This window comes from Kribbella sp. NPDC051137 (genome assembly GCF_040682535.1).
In the GTDB taxonomy this organism is placed as follows: Bacteria; Actinomycetota; Actinomycetes; order Propionibacteriales; family Kribbellaceae; genus Kribbella; species Kribbella karoonensis.
Genome location: NZ_JBFBBI010000004.1, coordinates 1 through 18510, shown reverse-complemented (window position 1 = coordinate 18510; position 18510 = coordinate 1). Strand labels below are relative to the sequence as shown.

Sequence of the window (18510 nt, the reverse complement as noted above, 5' to 3'; positions counted from 1 at the left end):
GTAAACCCAGGGCGATTAGACTGCATCCATGAGCGAAGCCGCCGGCCTGGATCCGCACCTCGATCGGGACACCTCGAACTGCTCGATCGCCCGTACGCTCGAAATCGTGGGCGAGAAGTGGACGATCCTGATCCTGCGTGAGGTCTGGTACGGATCGTCCAGGTTCAGCGAGTTCGAGCGCGTCCTCGGCTGCCCGCGCAATCTCCTCGCGGAACGACTGCGGATGCTCGTGAAAGAAGGGATCCTGGCCGCCGAGACCTACCAGGAGCCCGGCTCACGTAGTCGGCCCAAGTACGTGATCACACCCAAGGGAATGGACCTGGTCCCGGCGGTGATGGGGCTCATGCAGTGGGGAGACAAGTACCGGGCCGACCCGGCGGGACCGGCCGTGGAGGCGCGGCACCGCGACTGCGGGGGCCAGGTCCACGCCGAGATTCACTGCGACCGGAACCACGACGTCGAGCTCGACGCGATCGAGTCGCTACCCGGCCCCGCCTTCCGTTTGCGACCCAACCGATGACCCGGCTACTCCGAGTACCGCCAGTGCGTTCCGAATGCCTTCCTCGAGAACCTTGTCGGCGAGCTGCGCGTCGGTCAGAGCGCGGGCCAGCTGCATGGTCCCCACCAACTGCGCGTAGACACTGAGCGTTTTGACGCGCACCGATGCGGGATCGTCCGGCGCCAGCACGGCGGCTATGTCGTCGATGAAACTCAGCACGCCGTCGGTGTAGGCCTGCCTGGTGGCGTCCGGACAGCGCCCGATCTCGTCGAGGAGCGCCGCAGACGGACAGCCCTCCTCGGGACTGTCGCGATGAGCCGGTGACAGGTACTCCCGAACGATCCGCTCGACCCCGGCGCGGCTCGTCGCCGTACCCCTGATCCACTCCCCCTGACCACGGAGCTGATCGGCGACGATCGTGGCGACAAGATCGTCCTTGGACTGGAAGTGGGCGTAGAAGGCGCCGTTGGTGAGCCCGGCATCCTTCATCAGCGTCGCGATCCCCGAGCCGTCGATACCAGCTCGCTTGAACCGGCGGCCGGCCGTCTCGGCGATCCGCTGCCGTGTCGCGTCCTTGTGCTCCTTGGCGTAGCGCGCCATCGATACCTCCACCCGTCCAGCCGGACCGTCAGCCGATCGTATTACATCCGTAAGCCCTTGCGGGTCTCATAGTATTATGATCATACTCCAATCATCGCCAGCGCCGCCCGGCACCCGGGCGCCGAGCCAAAGGAACGGACATGAACGAGTCACCAGCCCCGCAGAACGAGAGCCTGACGGCACTGTGGAAGGACACCCCGACACAGAAGCTTTCCGCGGGTGGAGTCCGTTTCGCCTACCGCGAACTCGGTCCCACGACCGGAGTCCCAGTGGTCTTCCTGACCCACCTGGCCGCCGTACTGGACAACTGGGACCCACGGGTTGTCGATGGCATCGCCGCGAAACACCGGCTGATCACCTTCGACAACCGCGGCGTCGGAGCCTCCACCGGTTCCGCCCCGACCACCATCCAGGCGATGGCCAAGGACGCCGTCACCTTCATCCGCGCCCTCGGCTTCGAGGAGGTCGACCTGTTCGGCTTCTCGATGGGCGGCATGATCGCCCAGGCGATCGTCCAGCAGGAGCCGACACTGGTCCGCAAGCTGATCATCGCCGGCACCGGCCCGGCCGGCGGCGAAGGCATCGACAAGGTCACCCGGATCTCGTACGTCGACACCGCCCGCGGGCTGCTGACCCGGACCGACCCCAAGCAGTTCCTCTTCTTCACCAGGACACCGAACGGGATCCGCGCCGGCCAGGAGTTCCTGGCCCGCCTGCAGGAGCGCACCAAGGACCGCGACAAGCCCATCACCATCCGCGCGTTCCGCGCCCAACTCAAGGCCATCCACCGCTGGGGCCTGGAGCAGCCGGCAAACCTCGCGACCATCCACCAGCCGGTCCTCGTCGCCAACGGCGACAACGACAAAATGGTGCCCACCAAGAACACCTACGACCTCGACCGACGCCTCCCCAACAGCCACCTCATCATCTACCCCGACGCCGGCCACGGCGGCGTCTTCCAGTACCACCACGACTTCGTCAAGCAAGCCCTCGACTTCCTCTGACCGACCGCCGACGACAACGGCGTACCGGAGGCCACAGCGGCGGCCGACGGCGATCAATGACCGACGTGCTGGATACCTCTGCGGCAGATCGCCCAGCCAGCATCGTCCATGCTCGGCCACGGTCGCCGCCATCTACACCATCGTCGTGGTCACGGCGTCTCGTGTGCACTCGACGAGCGGACGAAGACGCGACCCTGGTCGATCTTTACCTGCCAGCTCGGCTGATCGACGGTCGCGGGGCCGCGTACGACCTTGCCATCTGTCAGGCGGAATGTGCTCGCATGCCATGGGCAACGGATACAACCGTCGACGAGTTCGCCCTCGTCGAGCGGCCCGCCCGCGTGAACACAGGTCGCGGACAGTGCATCGACGCTGCCCTCTCGGCGAACGAGTACCACCGGGACTCCGTCCGCGGACACACGGGTGGGTTTGTCCGCGCTGAGATCGGACAGCTCGGCAACGTCTACCCATTCGGTGACCGTCGCCTCGAACGCAGTCCGGTTGACGCCGATGCCACGCGTATAGGACAAGTACCCACCGAGGTAGCTGGAGCCCATCGTGATGCCGAGGCCCGCAGCACTCAGCGCCCTTCCCGCCGCGTGGTGTCCACGCCGGCGCGCCGTCCACGACATCACCTGAAGGCAGGTCGCGGTCAGGTTCGCGAGCCCGTGGACAACCCCCACCCGCTGATCCGACCCTACGGTGTCCGACCAATCGGAAGCGCCCGCGGCGGCCGTCGGCACGGCAGTCAGGAGACCCAGACCGACCAGATGCCGAGCTGTCTCCTGGGCCTTGTCGCCCGCGGTCCAGTCCAACGTGGACGCCATGACCCAGGCTCCGATGGGCACATCCGTCAGCATCGGATGCACCGGGTGCCCCAGCCACGTTCCCGACAAAGCGTTCTTGACCAACTCCGGCCCGGTGGCCCGCCTCACCAGATCGGCCACAGGCTGACTGATGCGATCGAGCCCCTTCACGTCGCCGATCGCACCGACGACTCGCTTGGCAGTCTCTCGCAGGTTCGCCACGGTGTCCTCCCGGTCGCTCGTCACCTGACTGCCGGTACCCACAAATCCCCCCGACGCATCACCGCAAGCCGAGCGCACCGCAATCGCGGTCTGATTCGCCACCGCACAACTATTGTCATTCTGCAACTACCTGAGTGCCTCAGGGGACTTGCGGGACGGTAGGATTCGGTTGTGGCCAGTGCTTTGTCCGGGTTCGAGAGCGCGAGTGACGGCGCGGCGGTCGAGCAGGCCTCGCTGGCGCTGGTGGAGCTGACCTTGAAGGCGATGACCGCGGCTCCGCAGCTGTCCGTGCTACAGCTGCGTGTGCTGCTGTCGGTCGAACGCCACGGTCCGCTGAGGCTTGGCGAGGTCGCCGGACTCCTCGATCTGTCGGCCCCGTCGGCGAGCCGCCTCGTGGCACGCCTCGTCGACGACGGGCTGATCCTGCGCAACACGCCGCCGGCCGATCGGCGCCAGGTGCAGCTCGTGGTGTCCGCCAAGGGGCGACGGCTGCTCACCCGGCTGCGCGGGAACCGGCAGCGGGACATCGACCGAGTTCTCGATCTGATGTCGCCGGACGACCGCAGCGCACTCGTCCAGGGCCTTGCCGCGTTCGCCGACGCTTCCGGCTGAACCGCACCTTGATGATCAATCTCATCGCAGCCGAGGCCCAGATGGCATAGGCCGGTGTGGCGCGGGTACCGGCTCGGCACTCGGCCGACCTAAGGAGCTGTGATGAGTGCTGATGTCATCGATCTGATCATGCAAGATCACCGTGAGGTGGAACGACTGTTCGACGAGCTCAAGGACAACCCGGAGAAGCGGCCGAATCTGCTGCCGGTGCTCACGACGTTGCTGACAGCTCACAGTCGTGCTGAAGAGGCGGAGGTGTACCCCGTCGCCGCGGCAGAAGCCGGCGAGAAGGAAGACGTCTCACACAGCCAGCAGGAGCACATCGAGGCAGACCAGTTGCTCGCCAAGCTGGCCGGGACCGATCCCACCTCACCGGACTTCGACGGCGTCCTGCAGAACTTGATCGACGCCGTCTCGCACCACGTCGAGGAGGAGGAGACGAAGGTGCTCCCGGGCATGCGCTCCAACTTGTCCGACGAACGCCGTACCGAACTCGGCGAAGCCTTCGCGGCCAGCCGGAAACAGCATCTCGGAGAGCAGCCCGGCGACATGACCCGGGACGAACTCGCGAAGCAGGCGAGCAATGCCGACATCCCTGGAACCTCAGGCCTGTCCAAGGACGAGCTGAAGAAGACCGTCGAGAAGCACGCTGACCTCTGAGACCCCGCCGGACGGTTCGAGCTTGGGCACCGGGTTTGTGCAGGAGTCTCCACGTGAGCTACGGAGGTTGTGATGGCAACGGCTACTGAGGGCGCCCAGCATGCGCACATGCCGTCGGACGTATCGTCGCGGCTGAGCTTCTTCGACCGGTTCGCGACAAAGGCCTCGGAGTTCGCCTCCCGCGCCTGGTTCTTCGCGATGTGCGTGTTGCTGGTACTGGTGTGGGCGCCGTCGTACTTCGTGATCCAGTCGCTCGACACTTGGCAGCTGATCATCAACACGGCCACGACGATCGTGACCTTCCTGCTGGTCGCCCTGCTGCAGAACTCGCAATCTCGTTCCGACGAAGCCCTGCAGGACAAGCTCAACGCGGTCGCGGCGGCGCTGGCCGAGCTGATGGAGGGCAAAGACCCGTCGAGCGACCTTCGGGACGCCGCCACGGAGCTCCGCAAATCCGTCGGACTCGAAGACCGTGAAAGCTCCGACTAGGCCTGGCGGCAGCGCCGCTCCCGCGAGAGGACAGCAACTCTCGCGGGAGCGCATTTGTCGCCTAGTGCGGCAGCGATCGCCGTCCAGTGCGACGTTTCACATGCCTCAGCTCGCCGGCGTGGTACCCCATCCACACGCGGCCGACTGCCAGGCAGGCGAGCACGCCTGCCGAGATCAGCAAGGCATCCTGCATGATCCCTCCCTTCTCCGATCAGGACCTACAGGTACCCAGTACGGAATCAGCGGCGGAACCTTCCGAGCGAGAGCGCACCGAGGCCCAGCAGGAGCGCGATCGCGCCGGTCACCACGTTGCTCCAGATCGTCCGGGTGGTCGCGACATCGCCGCTGACGACCCACGGAGCGATGATCGTCCACACACCGATCAGTGGTGCCACCCACGCCATACCGTGCATTCGCCCGTACGCCGACGCGAAGCCGACCGCCATGAGCGCCAGCGCGACGCCCACGATCAGGTTGTTCCCGGTCAACGTCGTGAAGCTGTTGAACCCGACCACCCACGGCGAGATCGCCAGAAAGAGCCCGGTCAGGAACGTGAGCCCGTCGATCGCCTGAGCGATCCCCGTCTCCGCGGCCGCGTCGTACTTGGCCCGCAAGGCCGCGATGTCCGGATGCATGCTCATGGACTCGGTAGCCATGTGCGTCATCACCTTCTCCATGTCGGTCTGAGAAGGGGCGAGACCAGGTTTGCTCGGAACGGGCGTGGCGAGGATCCGGTCCTTGTCACGTCAACTGCCTCGCCCATGTATCCTGCCGTGATATTATCACCGCACGATGCAGTCTTCCAAGAGCAACGACGAACTCAGCGACCGTGAGTACCGCCGGTTGCTGGCGTTCCGTGTCGGCCTGCGGCAGTTCCTGCGTTGGAGCGAGCAAGAGGCAGCCGCGGTCGGCCTCACCACCACCCAGCATCAACTCCTGCTCGCGATCCGCGGGCACTCCGATCCGCTCGGCCCCAAGGTCGGTGAACTGGCGGACTACCTGTGCACCCGGCACCACAGCGCCGTACAACTCATCGACCGGACGGAGCAGCTCGGCCTCATTCAACGCAGTCGCAACGACGCTCATGACCGCCGCGTCGTTCGCCTGACGCTGACAGAGGCCGGCGAGGCCAAGCTCGACCAGCTCAGCACCACCCACCTCGAGGAACTGCACCGCCTCGCACCCCTCATCGACCAACTCGTCGAACCCGAACCGCGACTGGCCTAGGTCGAGGCGCGCGATCAGCAGGTAGCAAGCGGCGGGCTCCAGGTCGGTGTACCTTCCGGCGCGGGTCAGGACGGCTCGGAGATGTCGCTGACGGTCCGGCCGGCGCGGCCTGGGGCGGCCATGATGACGTCGGCCTGGGCGAGCATGCCGACCAGGTCGTGGCCGTCGATGACGGGCAGGCGCCGTACCTGGTACTTCTCCATGGTCCGCAGCGCCTCCTCGATGGGATCGTCCGCGCCGATCGTCACCGGCTTGCCCTGACCGAAGGTGCCCGCTGTCGCCTTCGTCGGATCGCCACCGTCCGCGACGCATTTCACGACGATGTCACGATCGGTCAGCACGCCCTTCAGCCGGTTGTCCTCGCCGCAGATCGGAAGCGCACCGACGTCCAGGTCACGCATCTTCTGGGCCGCCGCGACCAGGGTCTCCTTCTCCCCCACGCACTCGGCGCCTGGCGTCATCAGATCTCGTGCGGTGGTCATGCCATCACCTTCCTGAACAGGTTCGCCGATCGGTGCCCCACCCTCCCCCGAGGAAACCAATCGGCGCACCATCAGCCCACGTCGGGCTGTCCAGATGTGCGCCGGTTCAAGCCGGACGGGCGAGCCTCAGAGACCTGCTGCACACAGGACGTGCTGGATATCCGGATGCGTCGCCACGACCTCGAGCCCGCAGCGCGCCGACCATGAGCGTCGCTGGGCCACGTCGAGGAGATGCGACAAGCCCGCGTTCTCCGCGACATCGCTCACGCCGGTGAGATCCAGGACCACCCCGACGCCGTACCCGAATGCGCTCAACAGGCTCTCCCGGGCAACTGCTGTCCCGTCCGCGGTCAGACTCCCCCGCACGACGACCCGTACAGCGGTGTCGTCTGTCACCAGCCCAACTTGCCAGATACCCTCCGGTACGCTCATCCGACCGCCTATCGTTGTCTACCCGCAATTGTTTTCCTATGACAACTACCATAGCCACAGGTATCAACTCAAGAGGCGACAGACGCGTACGGATGCACGTCCCAGAGGTTTCCGCCGGAGCCCGACGCGCACTCGTGTATGCGCTGCGGACTACGGGTACTGCGTACGCATGACGTCGCCTCTGTTCGCGCCCGGTACGGCGCACCGTGATCCCCGGCAGGTCGACGACCTCGCCGGCGTCGTCGACCTGGTCGAGACCTGCAGCCCCGTGTATCTGCGGTACTCCGAGGGCCCGCTCGCCGACGAGCGAGACGGGCCGAGCCGGGACTACGAGGCCGACGTACAGCTTCCGGGTCTGTCCGTAACCACCGTCGAACCCGAAGCCTGGTGGCCGCGGGCAACCATCGAGTGGGTCGCCCGGCGGCTCCTCAAGTACGCCGAACTCGGCGCGGAACGCGATCGCTACCCGTGGCTGCTGACCGGGCAGATCGCCGGATACGGCCCCGATCACGAACCGCTGATCGTCAACGCCCGCCCGCTCGCCCGAATCGGCTCCAAGGCCCTCCGCCAGGCCGAATCCGTCTACCGCCAGCACTTCCGCGTCGGCCAGGACTCCACCTGAGCTCCGACTGACGCGTACCACCTCGACCTCAACAGAGGTATATCGACTGTCCTGGAGGGCACGAATGAGTACGGATCCGACCAACCGGTACGCCGCACCCGATCAGCAGAAGCCGCAGAGTCAGGAACACCCCGGCCATGGCGGCGCCATGACGCCGGAGCCCGACTACGGCGAAGCGACGTACAAGGGCTCCGGCAAGCTCACCGGCAAACGGGCACTGATCACCGGCGGCGATTCCGGCATCGGGCGAGCCGTCGCGCTCGCGTTCGCACGGGAGGGTGCGGACGTGATGATCTCGCACCTGGCAGCCGAAGAGCAGGACGCGAGCGAAACCTGTCGCCTGGTCCGCGACGCCGGCCGTACCGCGGCATCGCTCGCCGGCGACATCCAGGACGAGCGACACTGCCGACACCTCATCGATCAATGCCTCACGGAACTCGGCGGGATCGACATCCTCGTCAACAACGCGGCGTACCAGATGTCGGTCGACGGCTTGGCCGACATCACCACCGACCAGTTCGATCGCGTGCTGAAGACCAACGTCTATGCGATGTTCTGGCTGTGCAAGGCCGCACTTCCGCACCTGTCCGAAGGCTCCGCGATCATCAACACCACGTCGATCCAGGCCTACGAGCCGTCCCCCGGGCTTCTGGACTACGCGACCAGCAAGGCCGCGATCCTGAACTTCACCAAAGGCCTGGCTCAGGAACTGGCGCCCAAGGGCATCCGCGTGAACGCGGTCGCACCAGGTCCGGTCTGGACCCCGCTCATCCCGGCCACGCTGCCTTCTGACAAGGTCGACCAGTTCGGCGCGGACACGCCCCTCGGCCGCGCCGGCCAGCCTGCGGAACTCGCCCCGGCGTACGTCTTCCTCGCCTCCGACGACTCGACGTACATCACCGGCGAAAGGATCGCCGTCACCGGCGGCCGCCCACTCCCCTGACCCACATCATGGCCTGTCACGCCGACGACGTCGGATCGTCCCGAGGGCAGCCAATACCTCGGGGACGACGAGGACTGCGACGAGGAGCGAGATGGCCGCCGAGCACAGGCACAGCGTGCAAAAGGCCCTGACCAGCAACGCTTGGAGTGCGACGAGTCCGAGCGCAGCGATCCCGAGACCGGCGGCAACCACGCCCGCGGCGGCAACGATCCAAGGTCGCGTCTGCCACCGGTCGACGTTGCCGATCGACTCGAGGATCGCCTCCAGCAGGTAGGCCGCGGCACCCAGAGACGCGTCCGGGAGCGGCAACGCCTGGGACACCGACGAGGTCAGGACCCGACGACTGCCGTCGCCGAAGAACGGATCCCAGACCGAGTTCAGTACGCCGACCTGGAAGAGAGTCAGCGTCGTGGCGATCCCCAGACCGACCAACGACAGCACAATGACCGGGATCCGACGGCGCCACGACGACGGGCCGGACGTCATCGTGTCCGTCCCTTCCTCGCCCGCCGCTGACTGGGGCCGTGCCTGGACTCCAGGTCGAACGCGGTGGTGACCAGACTGAGATGCGTGAGGGCCTGCGGGAAGTTCCCGACCAGGCGCTGCTGCCCGGTGTCGTACTCCTCGGACAGCAGGCCGAGATCGTTGCTCAGCCGCAGCACCCGCTCGAACACATCCCGGCCCTGCTCCTTGCGGCCCGAGAGGATGTAGCTGTCCGCAAGCCACAAGGTGCACGGCAGGAACGACGCTTCGCCCGGCGGCAGCCCATCGACCTGCTCAGCCTTACCGGTCACGCCGTAGCGGCTGACGAATCCGTCGTGGCACAGCTCGTCGGCCACCGCGTCGATCGTTCCCCGGTACCGTTTGTCCGAGCCCGGAAGGAATCCGACCGAGCCCATCAGCAGGACCGACGCGTCGAGGGCACGTGAGCCGTAGTACTGCGTGAACGTGTTCCGATCGCGGTCGTAGCCCTTCTCGCACACTTCGTCATGGATCTCCGCCCGAAGGCGCCTCCAGTCGTCTGCCGGTCCCGGGAGGCCGAACTCCTCGATCCCCCGTACGGCGCGATCGACCGCGGCCCACGCCATGACCTTGGAGTGGACGAAGTGCCGGCGTTGTCCGCGCATCTCCCAGATTCCGTCGTCGGGGTCGCTCCAGTGCTGCTCCAGGAACTCCATCAACGCCTGCTGGACGTCCCACGCGGACTCCTCCGGCGGGATGCCGTGGACACGGGCCTGGTGCAGCGCGTCCATGAGTTCGCCGTACACGTCGAGCTGGAACTGCTCGGAGGCGGCGTTTCCAGCCCGGACCGGGCGCGAGTTCGCGTATCCCGGCAACCAGTCGAGCTCGTACTCGGTGAGACGGCGTTCGCCTTCGACGCCGTACATCAGCTGCATCTGCTCGGGCCGCCCGGCCAGTGCACGGAGCAACCACTCGCGCCAGGCCTTCGCCTCGGACTCGTACCCGGCGTCCAGCAGCGCAAGGAGTGTGAACGTGGCGTCGCGGATCCAGCAGAACCGGTAGTCCCAATTGCGGACGCCGCCGAGTTGCTCGGGCAGCGAGGTCGTCGGGGCAGCGACGACGCCGCCGCTGGGCTCGTACGTCATCGCCTTGAGGGTGATCAGCGACCGTACGACGGCGTCCCGGTAGCGGCCGTCGTACCGGCACTGCGCTGACCACTCGTGCCACCACTTCGCGGTTCGCTGGATCGCTCGCCCTACGTCGACATGCTTCGGCGGCTGGTCCCTCGGCGCGGTCCAGGTCAGCCGGAAGTCGGCATGGTCTCCCTCCGCGAGTTCGAACTCCGCCACCAGGTCGCCGGCGCGCCGGACATGTTCGACGTCGGCGTCCAAGGTCAGCCGGTCGGGCCCGGCGAGCGCCGTACTGCGCCGGCCGGTGTCCCGGATCCATGGCGCGACATTGCCGTAGTCGAGCCGGATCACCACCTCGCTGCGCATGGCAACCCGGCCGGACAGGCACTCGACCCGGCGGAAGACATCGGGATGTTCGCTGCCGATCGGCATGCAGTCGGACACTCGAACCGTCCCGTCGGCCGTGGTGAAGTCGGTCTCCAACACCAGCGAGTCGCCCCGATACCGGCGATCGGTCGCACGATGTCCTCCGGCGGGCGCGAGCAGCCATCGACCGTGAGACTCGTCGCCCAGCAGCGCCGCGAAGCACGCAGCCGAATCGAAGCGCGGCACGCACAGCCAGTCGATGGATCCGTCGTACCCGACCAACGCAGCCGTTCGGGTGTCGCCGATCAAACCGTAGTCCTCCAGTTGTAGCGGCATTACTGGCTCCGCGAGCGGACCGCTGCCAGTCCGGCTGCGAGCGCCGCGCCCGCACCGATCAGCCCGAGCAGACCGTGGTGCTGCGAGGCCCACAGCTGGTAGCTCCGGGTCGTGGAACGCTCGTCGAAGATGCCGTGCGCGCCGTAGTCGTGACCGTCCTCCCGGTCCGCGGGATCCCAGAGGTTGGCCGCCTCGTGTGGATCGAACCGGTCGGTCTGCTGCGACTTGTAGCCGGTTCGCGCCAGATAGCGGTCCAGGATCCCCGGAGCAAACTTGTTCGCGATCAACGTTGCCGCGGTCGGGCCGCCGACCCAGTACTCGCGGCGCTTCGGATGGTCCGCGGCGTACAGAACCGCTTTGGCAGCGACCTCCGGCTGGAAGATCGGCGGCACCGGCTGCGGATGCTTCGGAAGCCGCGAGAGCACCCAGGAGAACTGTGGCGTGTTCACCGCGGGCATCTGCACCATCGTGGCATGCACATTGGACTTGTCGTGGAGCAGTTCGCAACGCAGTGAGTCGTGGAAGCCCTGGACCGCGTGTTTGGCGCCGCAGTACGCCGACTGCAACGGGATCCCCCGATAAGCCAGCGCTGATCCGACCTGCACGATCGTGCCCCGGTCGCGCGGCTTCATCCGGTCCAGCGCCGCGCGGGTGCCGTACACATACCCGAGGTACGTCACCTCGGTCGCGCGCTTGTACTCCTGCGGCTCGATCTTCATGAACGGCGCGAAAACGGTCGTAAAGGCAACGTTGACCCACACATCGATCTCCCCGAGCTCGTCCTCCACCCGCTGGGCCGCCCGCTCGACCTGGTCGTAATCGGCCAGGTCCAACGGTACGGTCAGCGCCGAACCGCCGGCGGCTTCAACCTCCTTCGCCGCCCCCGCCAACCCCTTCTCCCCGCGCGCCAACAACGCGACCCTCGCCCCGCGCCTGCCGAACGCGACCGCCGTGGCCCGCCCGATCCCACCACTCGCCCCGGTAACCACCACCGTCTGCCGCTCGCCCGCCATCAGTCACCCTCCTCCGTCTCGGCTCCACTCATCCCGCCCCTCGGTACCCCACGCCAACCGCCGGACTCGTCCGTCTCCGAACACAACCAGCCTGACTACCGTCGACGCGGGACTGGCGATGCTCGGCAGGAGCCCCACCCGACGATGCCAACGGCTCCAGGCGCCAAAACGCCACCGAGCGGACAACGCAGCCGCGCCGCCGCTCTGACCCTCTACTCGTGGCGATGCCACAGTTCGCTGGCACCTGCTCTGAGCGCGGCTAGCCGGTGCACATGGCCCCCTCCGATGTCGAGCCAGCTGTGTTCAGTCGGTCGCAGCAGAACCCGGGCAGAGCCATGCCGCGCAATGCGGCCCTCCCGCGGCGCAAGGTGGGCCTCGACGTTCATTCCTCTCGAGCGGCTCGGGTCGTATGAGACGGTCGCACGCGAGCAGATCGCGACCGGCAGCAGGCAAGTGACCGACTGCAGCCGCCAACAACCCGGCGCCAGCCGGAAGAGATCGCCGGCGCAAGCCGGAAGGCGGGTGGGCAGCGCACGGAGCAGGGGCGAGAGGGAGCGCAGCAACCGGAGCCCTGCGGAGCACTGGTTTGTCCGACCGGCGCGAGGGCAACCGGGCAGAGGACACGAAGGACGTGGTATCCGATGGACGAGCCGATTGTCGGTACTGAGGGTGAGCCGATCGACGGGGTCCGCGAGAACATGCGTGTTCTCGATCGCAGCGGCGCGGAGTTGGGCAGTGTCAAATTGGTCAAGATGGGTGATCCGGAGGCGGTGACGACTGCCGGTCAGACCGGCGAAGGGACGGCTGGAGGGATCATCGGCGTACTGCGTCGCGCGATCGGTGGCGCCGAGCCGGACATACCGGAACCGCTGGCCGCCCGTTTGCTGCGGAAGGGCTTCCTGAAAGTCGACGGAAAGGGTGCCCTCGAGCGCGAAATGTACGTGTCCGCCGACCAGATCGACAGAGTCGAGGACGGCAACGTACCGCGACCCACGCGTACGAGCTTCGGCGTGCCGGTAGGACTGCGCCATGCCGACGGATCGATCACCTGAACCCGTCCGCCGACCAGCCGATCGTCGCGACCGACGAGGTCATCGTGCTCGCCGAGGACGACACGCTGATCGAACTGACCGAGACTCCCCCGCGCATCGTCGAATCCGCGATCTCACCCCACCGACCCAGCAACCCGCATCCCGAAACCACTCTGCTCCTCGGCTGGAACAAGCGCGCACCGCAGATCATCGAACTGCTCGACGCCTTCGCGTTTCCTGGATCGGTACTGCGGGTCGCATGCTCCGAACTGGTTGACCAGAGGATCGCCACGACCACCAACCTGACCATCGAGACGAAGGCGTGCGATCCGACCAGCCGCGTCGATCTCGAAGGTCTCGATCCGCAGTCCTGCCAGCACGCGATCGTGCTGTCCACCGACGGTCTCAGTGCGCAGGAGTCGGACGCTCGTACCCTGATCACGCTGCTGCACCTGCGTGATCTCGCCGCGTCCCTCGAACACCCGTACTCGATCGTCAGCGAGATCAACGACGACACGAACCGTGAACTCGCCGAGGTCATCCGCGCCGCCGTCTTCGTGGACCTCTTCAACCCCACCGGCGCCGAGATCTACCTCAAGCCCGCCGCCGGATACCTCGTGCCCGGCCTGCCCGCGAACTTCGCCACGATTGCCGAGGCCGCCGCGCGCGACGGCGAGACCGCGCTCGGTTATCGGATCCGCGAGCAGTTCTACCAGCCACCGGCGTACGGCGTGGTTCTCAACCCGCCCAAGGATCAGATGCTGACTCTGACCGACCGCGATCTCGTCCTCGTTCTTGCCGAGCGCTGAGCGGGTTGGCGCGCTCCTGCATCCGCTGGTCGAGCGCGGCGCCCTCGAGACGCCGGGCATCGGGGGACTCTGCCGACCCCAGTTGCCACGGGACGTTGATGACCATCACGCCCGGCTGGAACAGGAGACGCGCCTTCAGACGCAGCACGCTCTGATAGTGGAGTAGCGCCTCCCAGCGGGCGCACCGGTGATCCGGGGGGTCATCGGCGACACACACATGGGAGGTCAGCGCCAGCGAGGTGATACCGGCGAACATCGCGATCGTGATCGTCCCCATGATCGCGAGCATGCCGGCCGCGGCCTTGCTCTTCGGCGGCTTGAAGGTCGATACGCCGTTGCTCACAGCCTCGCCCCGGTCAGCGGTTCGGTGAGGAGGTGTTTGGAGCGCAGTACGACCTTCCTACGCCGCGACATCGAATCCACCTGACATCCGGAGAGCATGAAACAGACCATGAGCAGTTGTTCGAGTTGCAGGAAGCCCACTTCACGTCGGCCAAGATCAGCCGCCCCTTCCAGCCACCGAACACACCAGTGGGCCGCGCAACACCTGGACGTTGCTCATATGCATCGGCGCCTCGCCCATCGCACGCATCCCGAGGCCGGAGCCGGTCACGCTAGCGACGACAGCTGCAGGTTTCACTAGCCGGGCTGGCACGGGTGGAGGTCCGGCGGTGATGACGAGCCGGTGAAGATCCGACTCCCATATCCGCGAAGGTGGCTGTATGCCGCCGGGATCGGGCTCGTCGGTGCTGTGTGCACGGCGGGCTTCTGGAAGACCGACGGATCGAGCTGGGCGGAATGCGGGACGACCGCCGGCATCGCTGGTCTTGTCTTCGGCATCGCTGCTTGGCGATACGAACCTCGATGGCGGCACGAGTAGGAGCAGCATCGACGGGGCCTCCCAGCCGACAAGCTACGGCTTGCGACCCGCGCCGCCGTACCCGGACCTTTACCAACTGACGCCGAGATCCGCGCGGGTGCCCTTCGCATCGCCCGCCATGGTCTGACCAAGCGTCGCGGGCAACTCAACCCCAAGCTCAGCACTGCGCTGGGTTGCCTGATGGCATGCGCATCCGTCGCGGCTGCGACGTCGCACTCGTGGTGGTGCGTGCTGTACGCAATTTCTGCCGGCACGATCTTGTACTCCAGGTGGTATCTACCGAGGCAGTACCGTCGGCGCCTGGATCTCCTGTCCGCGGTCGCCGACAGTTGAGGCCAGTTTCAGAGTTCGTGACGGTCTCAAGTGAGGCGACCACACGGCTGAGGTCGATCCACTAGGGTGCGTGCCCCCGGCCGGAGGTCGAGTTCGTGGCGTGCCTCCAAGCTGGTACGACGTGCAACCGCGCGCCGGTCAGCTTCGACTGGCGCGCAGCCCACCGCACCGCTCGCAGTCAGTGCCTTCCTCCTCTCTTCAGCAGGCCTGCCGGCCCGCAGCACCGTCATCCCATTAATCACACCAGATTCATTCTCTTTAAGAACTTCTTGTAGTGACTTCATCGCACAGAACTAACTAGTTGAACGGGAGAGTCGAATGTATGATGTTCTTACACAGAACTATCTACAATCGGTTTCGGAGGGTGTTCACAGGTGATGATGCTGGCTGAGCGGGCCCGGCCGCGGGTGGTGCGGGAGCACCGGATGGCGGGCTGGCTGGCGGTGGGCACTGTGTGTTTCGGGGCGTTCATGGGACAACTCGACGCGAGCATCGTCACTCTCACGTTCCCCGCGTTGCAGAAGCAGTTCGGGGCCCCGCTGGCCGCAGTGGAGTGGGTCTCGCTGTCGTACCTGCTGGCCCTCGTCGGCCTGGTCGCTGCCGCCGGACGGATCGCCGATGCGGCGGGGCGCAAGCTGATCTATCTCTACGGCTTCGCCGTATTCACCGCGGCATCGGCAGCGTGCGCGCTCGCGCCGGGGCTCGAGTGGCTGATCGGGTTCCGAATCGTCCAGGCGATCGGTGCGGCGATGCTTCAGGCCAACAGCGTCGCCCTCGTGGTCACGAGCGTGCCGAAGGAGAAGATGCGCGCCGCACTCGGCGTGCAGGCAGCAGCACAGGCCCTCGGGCTTGCGCTCGGCCCCGCGCTCGGCGGCGTACTCGTCGAATCCGTCGGCTGGCAATGGGTCTTCTGGGTGAACGTACCGGTCGGCGTGGTCGCGCTGATTGCCGGACGTTATCTGCTCCCACGGACCCGCCAACGCACCGAACTCGGTCGTTTCGACTGGCCCGGCCTGGTCCTCCTCGGCGCCTCGACGACAGCACTCCTGCTCGGCGTGTCCGCCTTCTCCGGGCTGCAGTTGCCGCTCTGGACAGCGGTCACGTTGATCGCGGTCTCAGCGGTGGGCATCACAGGCTTCGTACTGCGGGAACGGCGCGCGCCGAACCCCCTGGTCGACCTGTCCGTACTGCGCCCCGGCGCGGTCTCGATCGGACTTGTCGGAGCGCTGTTCGCCTACCTACTGCTGTTCGGCCCGCTGACGCTCTTCCCCCAGGTCCTGGGCGCGCATGGGAGCGCCGGCCTCACGCTGACCGCACTACCCGCCGGCTTCGCCATCGCAGCGGTCTTCGCCGAGCGCGCTCTCCCGTCCAGTGTGGGCGCTCGTGCTCGCGCGCTCATCGGTGGGGCGGTCTGCGTCGTCGCGTCGGCGGCTCTGATCGTGGCTCCCGGTGTCGCTGTCTGGGTGGCCGCCTGGCTGTTGCTGCTGGGGCTCGGGCTGGGCATCCTCATCCCCGCGAACAACTCGGCCATCATGGGAGCGATCCCGGCCCGGATGTCCGCGACCGGCGGCGGTTTGGTCAACATGGCCCGCGGGCTCGGCACAGCACTCGGCGTCGCGGTCGTTACCCTGTTCCTGCATGTGGCGGACACCATGAATTCACCCAGTGCAGGGCCTCGCCTCGCAGTGATCGCGCTGTTCGCCGCCGCAGTCGTCGCTGCGGTCACCGCGGCAGGAACAGCGCCCCACGAGAGGACCGCATGAACGCACCGGCCCCGCGCTCCAGCGACGCCTACCCACGGGACGAGGCCGCGCTGGCTGAGGTCATCGCGCGGCTCCGGCGGGCGATGCGCCGCGCCGCGCGCGCCGGCGATCCGGACAACACCCTCTCTGTCGCGCAACTCGAGATGCTGTCCTGCCTGGCGGAGAACCCCGGCGCCAGACCCAGCGAACTCGCCCGGATGCTCCGCCTGGCCCCCAACTCGGTCACCACACTCGTCAACGGGCTCCAGAACCGGGCGCTCGTCACCCGCAGCGGCGGCGGCCAGGACCGGCGGACCGTGTCCTTGACCCTGACAGAGGCCGGCGACGACGCGGTACAGCGCTGGCAGACGACGAACGCATCCATCCTGCACAACGCACTCTCCGAGCTCCACCCCGCTTGGCAACACCTGCTGACCACCGCACTGCCCGCCCTCCGTGAACTGATCGATGCCATCGACACACTCGCCGATCCGGCGAGCACTGGATCGGAGAAGGCAAAACCATGAACCACGAACCACGGCGCAATCCTCACGACCCGGCAACTGCTGCCCGCAACGACTGGCTCGGCACGGCGCTCGGCGCGTTCCTCCTCGCGGCTCTGCTGCTGTACATCGCGCGCGGGAAGATCACCAACCTCGACGGTGTCGCCGCCATCACCTGCCTGGCGGCCGCGATCACATCAACGATCCACGGGTTCCGTCGTACCCGGCAGATCCGTCAAGCGCTGACGACCAAGCAGCCTCTGCCCAGCGCGGCCGGCGCCGTCACGCTTGTTGCCTTCCTTGCCACCACCACCGCCTTGCTCGCACTGATCGCGATGGTTGTCCACCGCTGAACCGGCCTTCGCTCGTCGTCAATGACGACTGTGACGACCAGCATCGAGGGCCGGTCCGAGCCGCCTGGCGTCCAAGCGGTTGTCATTCGAGCCGAGAACCAGCCGGTGGTCCGGCTTGGTGGACGATTGGACCTCACTCTTGAGACGGCCTTCAGTCACAAGCCAGACCCAGTAGGCAACATCTACTCGATTACTGACGTCATCATGGCGAAGTCGAAGTCCGACGAGCTCATCCCGTGGCGAGAACACTCGACTGAATCGCCCCGGGTTTCGTGGAGACTCGATTACTTTGATCCGGCCTTGGTGAGGACGGGTGTTTCAGGGTAGTGCCCGGTTGTGATGTCGTCCCAGTGGTTGGTTTCGAACTCGGCTGGTGGGGCGTGTCCGATCTCGCCGTGGAGTCGTCGGTGGTTGAACCAGTCGACGTACTCGGCGACGGCGATCTCGACGTCGGCCACGCTCTTCCAACCGCCGATGGGGCGGGTGACGGGGTTGCGGATCAGTTCGGCCTTGAACAGCGAGTTGAACGCCTCGGCCATCGCATTGTCGTAGCTGTCACCCTTGCTGCCGACGCTCGCGACGGCGTCGGCCTCTGCGAGCCGCTCGGTGTAGCGGACAGCTCGATATTGCACGCCGCGGTCCGAATGATGAACGAGACCGGTGAGGTCCTGGCCGGCTCGCTGCCGTGCCACAAGCCCATATCGAGGGCATCGAGCGCGAGATCGGTGCGCGGCGTAGACCCAGCCGGAGTGCGTGCGGATGTAGGTCAGGTCCGCCACCCACAGCCGGTTCGGAGCCTGGGCGACGAACCGCCGCTGCACGAGGTCGCAAGGCCGCGGGGTCGCCGCGCCCTCCGCGACCGTTGTCTTGCGGGTCTTCTCCCGGCTGATGCCCTGCAGGCCTTCGGCGCGCATCAGCCGCTCGACGGTGCAACGAGCGACGTCGACGTCCTTA

24 protein-coding genes are annotated in these 18510 nt (G+C 66.7%); 13 read left to right on the top strand and 11 right to left on the bottom strand.

The genetic code is table 11. The features are described from left to right. Positions 1-28 precede the first annotated feature (28 nt). Positions 29-520 (top strand): helix-turn-helix domain-containing protein, encoded by a 492-nt coding sequence (locus AB0M51_RS21140; RefSeq protein ID WP_363749926.1) that lies wholly within the window; start codon positions 29-31, stop codon positions 518-520. Here the strand turns inward: AB0M51_RS21140 and AB0M51_RS21135 are convergent. Then, complete coding sequence (locus tag AB0M51_RS21135) at positions 482-1099, bottom strand: TetR/AcrR family transcriptional regulator (RefSeq protein WP_363749924.1); 618 nt, start codon at positions 1097-1099, stop codon at positions 482-484. The two genes, AB0M51_RS21140 and AB0M51_RS21135, sit on opposite strands and share 39 nt — an antisense overlap. Before the next feature lie 140 nt (positions 1100-1239). Here AB0M51_RS21135 and AB0M51_RS21130 point away from each other — a divergent pair, with 140 nt between their 5' ends. Continuing rightward, positions 1240-2103, top strand: coding sequence for an alpha/beta hydrolase (locus tag AB0M51_RS21130; protein ID WP_363749922.1), 864 nt, complete (start codon positions 1240-1242; stop codon positions 2101-2103). 149 nt (positions 2104-2252) lie between these two features. Here AB0M51_RS21130 and AB0M51_RS21125 read toward each other — a convergent pair whose 3' ends face one another. Next, on the bottom strand, positions 2253-3233 hold the full coding sequence (locus AB0M51_RS21125; protein WP_363749920.1) for a Rieske 2Fe-2S domain-containing protein: 981 nt from the start codon (positions 3231-3233) through the stop codon (positions 2253-2255). Positions 3234-3302: 69 nt separating this feature from the next. Here AB0M51_RS21125 and AB0M51_RS21120 point away from each other — a divergent pair, with 69 nt between their 5' ends. The 3 genes from AB0M51_RS21120 (at position 3303) to AB0M51_RS21110 (ending at position 4892) form a co-directional block, all read left to right on the top strand. Continuing rightward, a complete protein-coding gene (locus AB0M51_RS21120; RefSeq protein WP_363749918.1) occupies positions 3303-3743 on the top strand; it encodes a MarR family transcriptional regulator in 441 nt (146 codons plus the stop codon). A gap of 102 nt (positions 3744-3845) precedes the next feature. Further along, the gene (locus AB0M51_RS21115; protein ID WP_344196323.1) at positions 3846-4403 is read left to right on the top strand and encodes a hemerythrin domain-containing protein; all 558 of its coding nucleotides are present in this window, start codon (positions 3846-3848) and stop codon (positions 4401-4403) included. A gap of 72 nt (positions 4404-4475) precedes the next feature. Next, positions 4476-4892 (top strand): low affinity iron permease family protein, encoded by a 417-nt coding sequence (locus AB0M51_RS21110; RefSeq protein WP_344196326.1) that lies wholly within the window; start codon positions 4476-4478, stop codon positions 4890-4892. A 61-nt stretch (positions 4893-4953) separates the two neighbouring features. On the opposite strand, the gene AB0M51_RS21105 is transcribed toward AB0M51_RS21110, so the two are convergent. Further along, positions 4954-5085 (bottom strand): hypothetical protein, encoded by a 132-nt coding sequence (locus AB0M51_RS21105; RefSeq protein WP_344196330.1) that lies wholly within the window; start codon positions 5083-5085, stop codon positions 4954-4956. Between the two features lie 46 nt (positions 5086-5131). Further along, positions 5132-5548, bottom strand: a complete 417-nt coding sequence (locus AB0M51_RS21100) for an SPW repeat protein (protein WP_344196333.1) — start codon at positions 5546-5548, stop codon at positions 5132-5134. A 136-nt stretch (positions 5549-5684) separates the two neighbouring features. On the opposite strand from AB0M51_RS21100, the gene AB0M51_RS21095 reads away from it, so the two are divergent. Further along, positions 5685-6119, top strand: a complete 435-nt coding sequence (locus AB0M51_RS21095) for a MarR family transcriptional regulator (protein ID WP_363749915.1) — start codon at positions 5685-5687, stop codon at positions 6117-6119. 65 nt (positions 6120-6184) lie between these two features. Here the strand turns inward: AB0M51_RS21095 and AB0M51_RS21090 are convergent, their stop codons facing one another. Further along, positions 6185-6601: a CBS domain-containing protein gene (locus tag AB0M51_RS21090; protein ID WP_344196340.1), complete on the bottom strand. Its 417-nt coding sequence runs from the start codon at positions 6599-6601 to the stop codon at positions 6185-6187. Between the two features lie 126 nt (positions 6602-6727). Beyond that, entirely contained in the window at positions 6728-6997 is a 270-nt protein-coding gene (locus AB0M51_RS21085) for a hypothetical protein (RefSeq protein ID WP_344196343.1), read from the bottom strand. Between the two features lie 205 nt (positions 6998-7202). Here AB0M51_RS21085 and AB0M51_RS21080 point away from each other — a divergent pair, with 205 nt between their 5' ends. Together AB0M51_RS21080 and AB0M51_RS21075 are read left to right on the top strand one after the other, a co-directional pair. Further along, positions 7203-7655: a DUF6098 family protein gene (locus AB0M51_RS21080; RefSeq protein ID WP_344196345.1), complete on the top strand. Its 453-nt coding sequence runs from the start codon at positions 7203-7205 to the stop codon at positions 7653-7655. Positions 7656-7719: 64 nt separating this feature from the next. Beyond that, complete coding sequence (locus AB0M51_RS21075) at positions 7720-8598, top strand: SDR family oxidoreductase (RefSeq protein WP_363749912.1); 879 nt, start codon at positions 7720-7722, stop codon at positions 8596-8598. 6 nt (positions 8599-8604) lie between these two features. On the opposite strand, the gene AB0M51_RS21070 is transcribed toward AB0M51_RS21075, so the two are convergent. The 3 genes from AB0M51_RS21070 to AB0M51_RS21060 are packed head-to-tail and all read right to left on the bottom strand — an operon-like array spanning position 8605 to position 11905. Then, positions 8605-9084, bottom strand: coding sequence for a vitamin K epoxide reductase family protein (locus AB0M51_RS21070; RefSeq protein ID WP_344196350.1), 480 nt, complete (start codon positions 9082-9084; stop codon positions 8605-8607). After that, complete coding sequence (locus tag AB0M51_RS21065; RefSeq protein WP_363749910.1) at positions 9081-10892, bottom strand: glycoside hydrolase family 15 protein; 1812 nt, start codon at positions 10890-10892, stop codon at positions 9081-9083. Before AB0M51_RS21065 ends, AB0M51_RS21070 begins: the two co-directional genes overlap by 4 nt. Next, a complete protein-coding gene (locus tag AB0M51_RS21060) occupies positions 10892-11905 on the bottom strand; it encodes an SDR family oxidoreductase (RefSeq protein WP_363749908.1) in 1014 nt (337 codons plus the stop codon). The genes AB0M51_RS21065 and AB0M51_RS21060 overlap by 1 nt, the downstream gene beginning before the upstream one ends. A gap of 641 nt (positions 11906-12546) precedes the next feature. On the opposite strand from AB0M51_RS21060, the gene AB0M51_RS21055 reads away from it, so the two are divergent. Together AB0M51_RS21055 and AB0M51_RS21050 are read left to right on the top strand one after the other, a co-directional pair. Next, positions 12547-12957, top strand: a complete 411-nt coding sequence (locus tag AB0M51_RS21055) for a hypothetical protein (RefSeq protein WP_363749906.1) — start codon at positions 12547-12549, stop codon at positions 12955-12957. Positions 12958-13001: 44 nt separating this feature from the next. Beyond that, positions 13002-13745 (top strand): hypothetical protein, encoded by a 744-nt coding sequence (locus AB0M51_RS21050; RefSeq protein ID WP_363749904.1) that lies wholly within the window; start codon positions 13002-13004, stop codon positions 13743-13745. On the opposite strand, the gene AB0M51_RS21045 is transcribed toward AB0M51_RS21050, so the two are convergent. After that, complete coding sequence (locus tag AB0M51_RS21045) at positions 13675-14088, bottom strand: hypothetical protein (RefSeq protein ID WP_363749902.1); 414 nt, start codon at positions 14086-14088, stop codon at positions 13675-13677. The two genes, AB0M51_RS21050 and AB0M51_RS21045, sit on opposite strands and share 71 nt — an antisense overlap. A gap of 1247 nt (positions 14089-15335) precedes the next feature. On the opposite strand from AB0M51_RS21045, the gene AB0M51_RS21040 reads away from it, so the two are divergent. The 3 genes from AB0M51_RS21040 to AB0M51_RS21030 are packed head-to-tail and all read left to right on the top strand — an operon-like array spanning position 15336 to position 17556. Next, positions 15336-16721, top strand: coding sequence for an MFS transporter (locus AB0M51_RS21040; protein WP_363750799.1), 1386 nt, complete (start codon positions 15336-15338; stop codon positions 16719-16721). Continuing rightward, entirely contained in the window at positions 16718-17227 is a 510-nt protein-coding gene (locus AB0M51_RS21035) for a MarR family transcriptional regulator (RefSeq protein ID WP_363749900.1), read from the top strand. Before AB0M51_RS21040 ends, AB0M51_RS21035 begins: the two co-directional genes overlap by 4 nt. Then, positions 17224-17556 carry a hypothetical protein gene (locus tag AB0M51_RS21030; protein WP_363749898.1) on the top strand — a complete coding sequence of 111 codons (333 nt, stop codon included), beginning with the start codon at positions 17224-17226 and terminating at the stop codon, positions 17554-17556. The genes AB0M51_RS21035 and AB0M51_RS21030 overlap by 4 nt, the downstream gene beginning before the upstream one ends. Positions 17557-17840: 284 nt before the next feature. On the opposite strand, the gene AB0M51_RS21025 is transcribed toward AB0M51_RS21030, so the two are convergent. Then, positions 17841-18510, bottom strand: a 670-nt coding sequence (locus AB0M51_RS21025) for an integrase core domain-containing protein (RefSeq protein WP_363749896.1), incomplete at its 5' end; no start/stop codon positions are given.

Coding starts and splice junctions, on each gene's coding strand:
- AB0M51_RS21140 (WP_363749926.1), top strand. CDS start 29: ATGAGCGAAGCCGCCGGCCTGGATCCGCACCTCGATCGGGACACCTCG.
- AB0M51_RS21135 (WP_363749924.1), bottom strand. CDS start 1,099: ATGGCGCGCTACGCCAAGGAGCACAAGGACGCGACACGGCAGCGGATC.
- AB0M51_RS21130 (WP_363749922.1), top strand. CDS start 1,240: ATGAACGAGTCACCAGCCCCGCAGAACGAGAGCCTGACGGCACTGTGG.
- AB0M51_RS21115 (WP_344196323.1), top strand. CDS start 3,846: ATGAGTGCTGATGTCATCGATCTGATCATGCAAGATCACCGTGAGGTG.
- AB0M51_RS21110 (WP_344196326.1), top strand. CDS start 4,476: ATGGCAACGGCTACTGAGGGCGCCCAGCATGCGCACATGCCGTCGGAC.
- AB0M51_RS21105 (WP_344196330.1), bottom strand. CDS start 5,085: ATGCAGGATGCCTTGCTGATCTCGGCAGGCGTGCTCGCCTGCCTGGCA.
- AB0M51_RS21100 (WP_344196333.1), bottom strand. CDS start 5,548: ATGGCTACCGAGTCCATGAGCATGCATCCGGACATCGCGGCCTTGCGG.
- AB0M51_RS21095 (WP_363749915.1), top strand. CDS start 5,685: ATGCAGTCTTCCAAGAGCAACGACGAACTCAGCGACCGTGAGTACCGC.
- AB0M51_RS21090 (WP_344196340.1), bottom strand. CDS start 6,601: ATGACCACCGCACGAGATCTGATGACGCCAGGCGCCGAGTGCGTGGGG.
- AB0M51_RS21080 (WP_344196345.1), top strand. CDS start 7,203: ATGACGTCGCCTCTGTTCGCGCCCGGTACGGCGCACCGTGATCCCCGG.
- AB0M51_RS21075 (WP_363749912.1), top strand. CDS start 7,720: ATGAGTACGGATCCGACCAACCGGTACGCCGCACCCGATCAGCAGAAG.
- AB0M51_RS21070 (WP_344196350.1), bottom strand. CDS start 9,084: ATGACGTCCGGCCCGTCGTCGTGGCGCCGTCGGATCCCGGTCATTGTG.
- AB0M51_RS21065 (WP_363749910.1), bottom strand. CDS start 10,892: ATGCCGCTACAACTGGAGGACTACGGTTTGATCGGCGACACCCGAACG.
- AB0M51_RS21060 (WP_363749908.1), bottom strand. CDS start 11,905: ATGGCGGGCGAGCGGCAGACGGTGGTGGTTACCGGGGCGAGTGGTGGG.
- AB0M51_RS21055 (WP_363749906.1), top strand. CDS start 12,547: ATGGACGAGCCGATTGTCGGTACTGAGGGTGAGCCGATCGACGGGGTC.
- AB0M51_RS21040 (WP_363750799.1), top strand. CDS start 15,336: ATGATGCTGGCTGAGCGGGCCCGGCCGCGGGTGGTGCGGGAGCACCGG.
- AB0M51_RS21035 (WP_363749900.1), top strand. CDS start 16,718: ATGAACGCACCGGCCCCGCGCTCCAGCGACGCCTACCCACGGGACGAG.
- AB0M51_RS21030 (WP_363749898.1), top strand. CDS start 17,224: ATGAACCACGAACCACGGCGCAATCCTCACGACCCGGCAACTGCTGCC.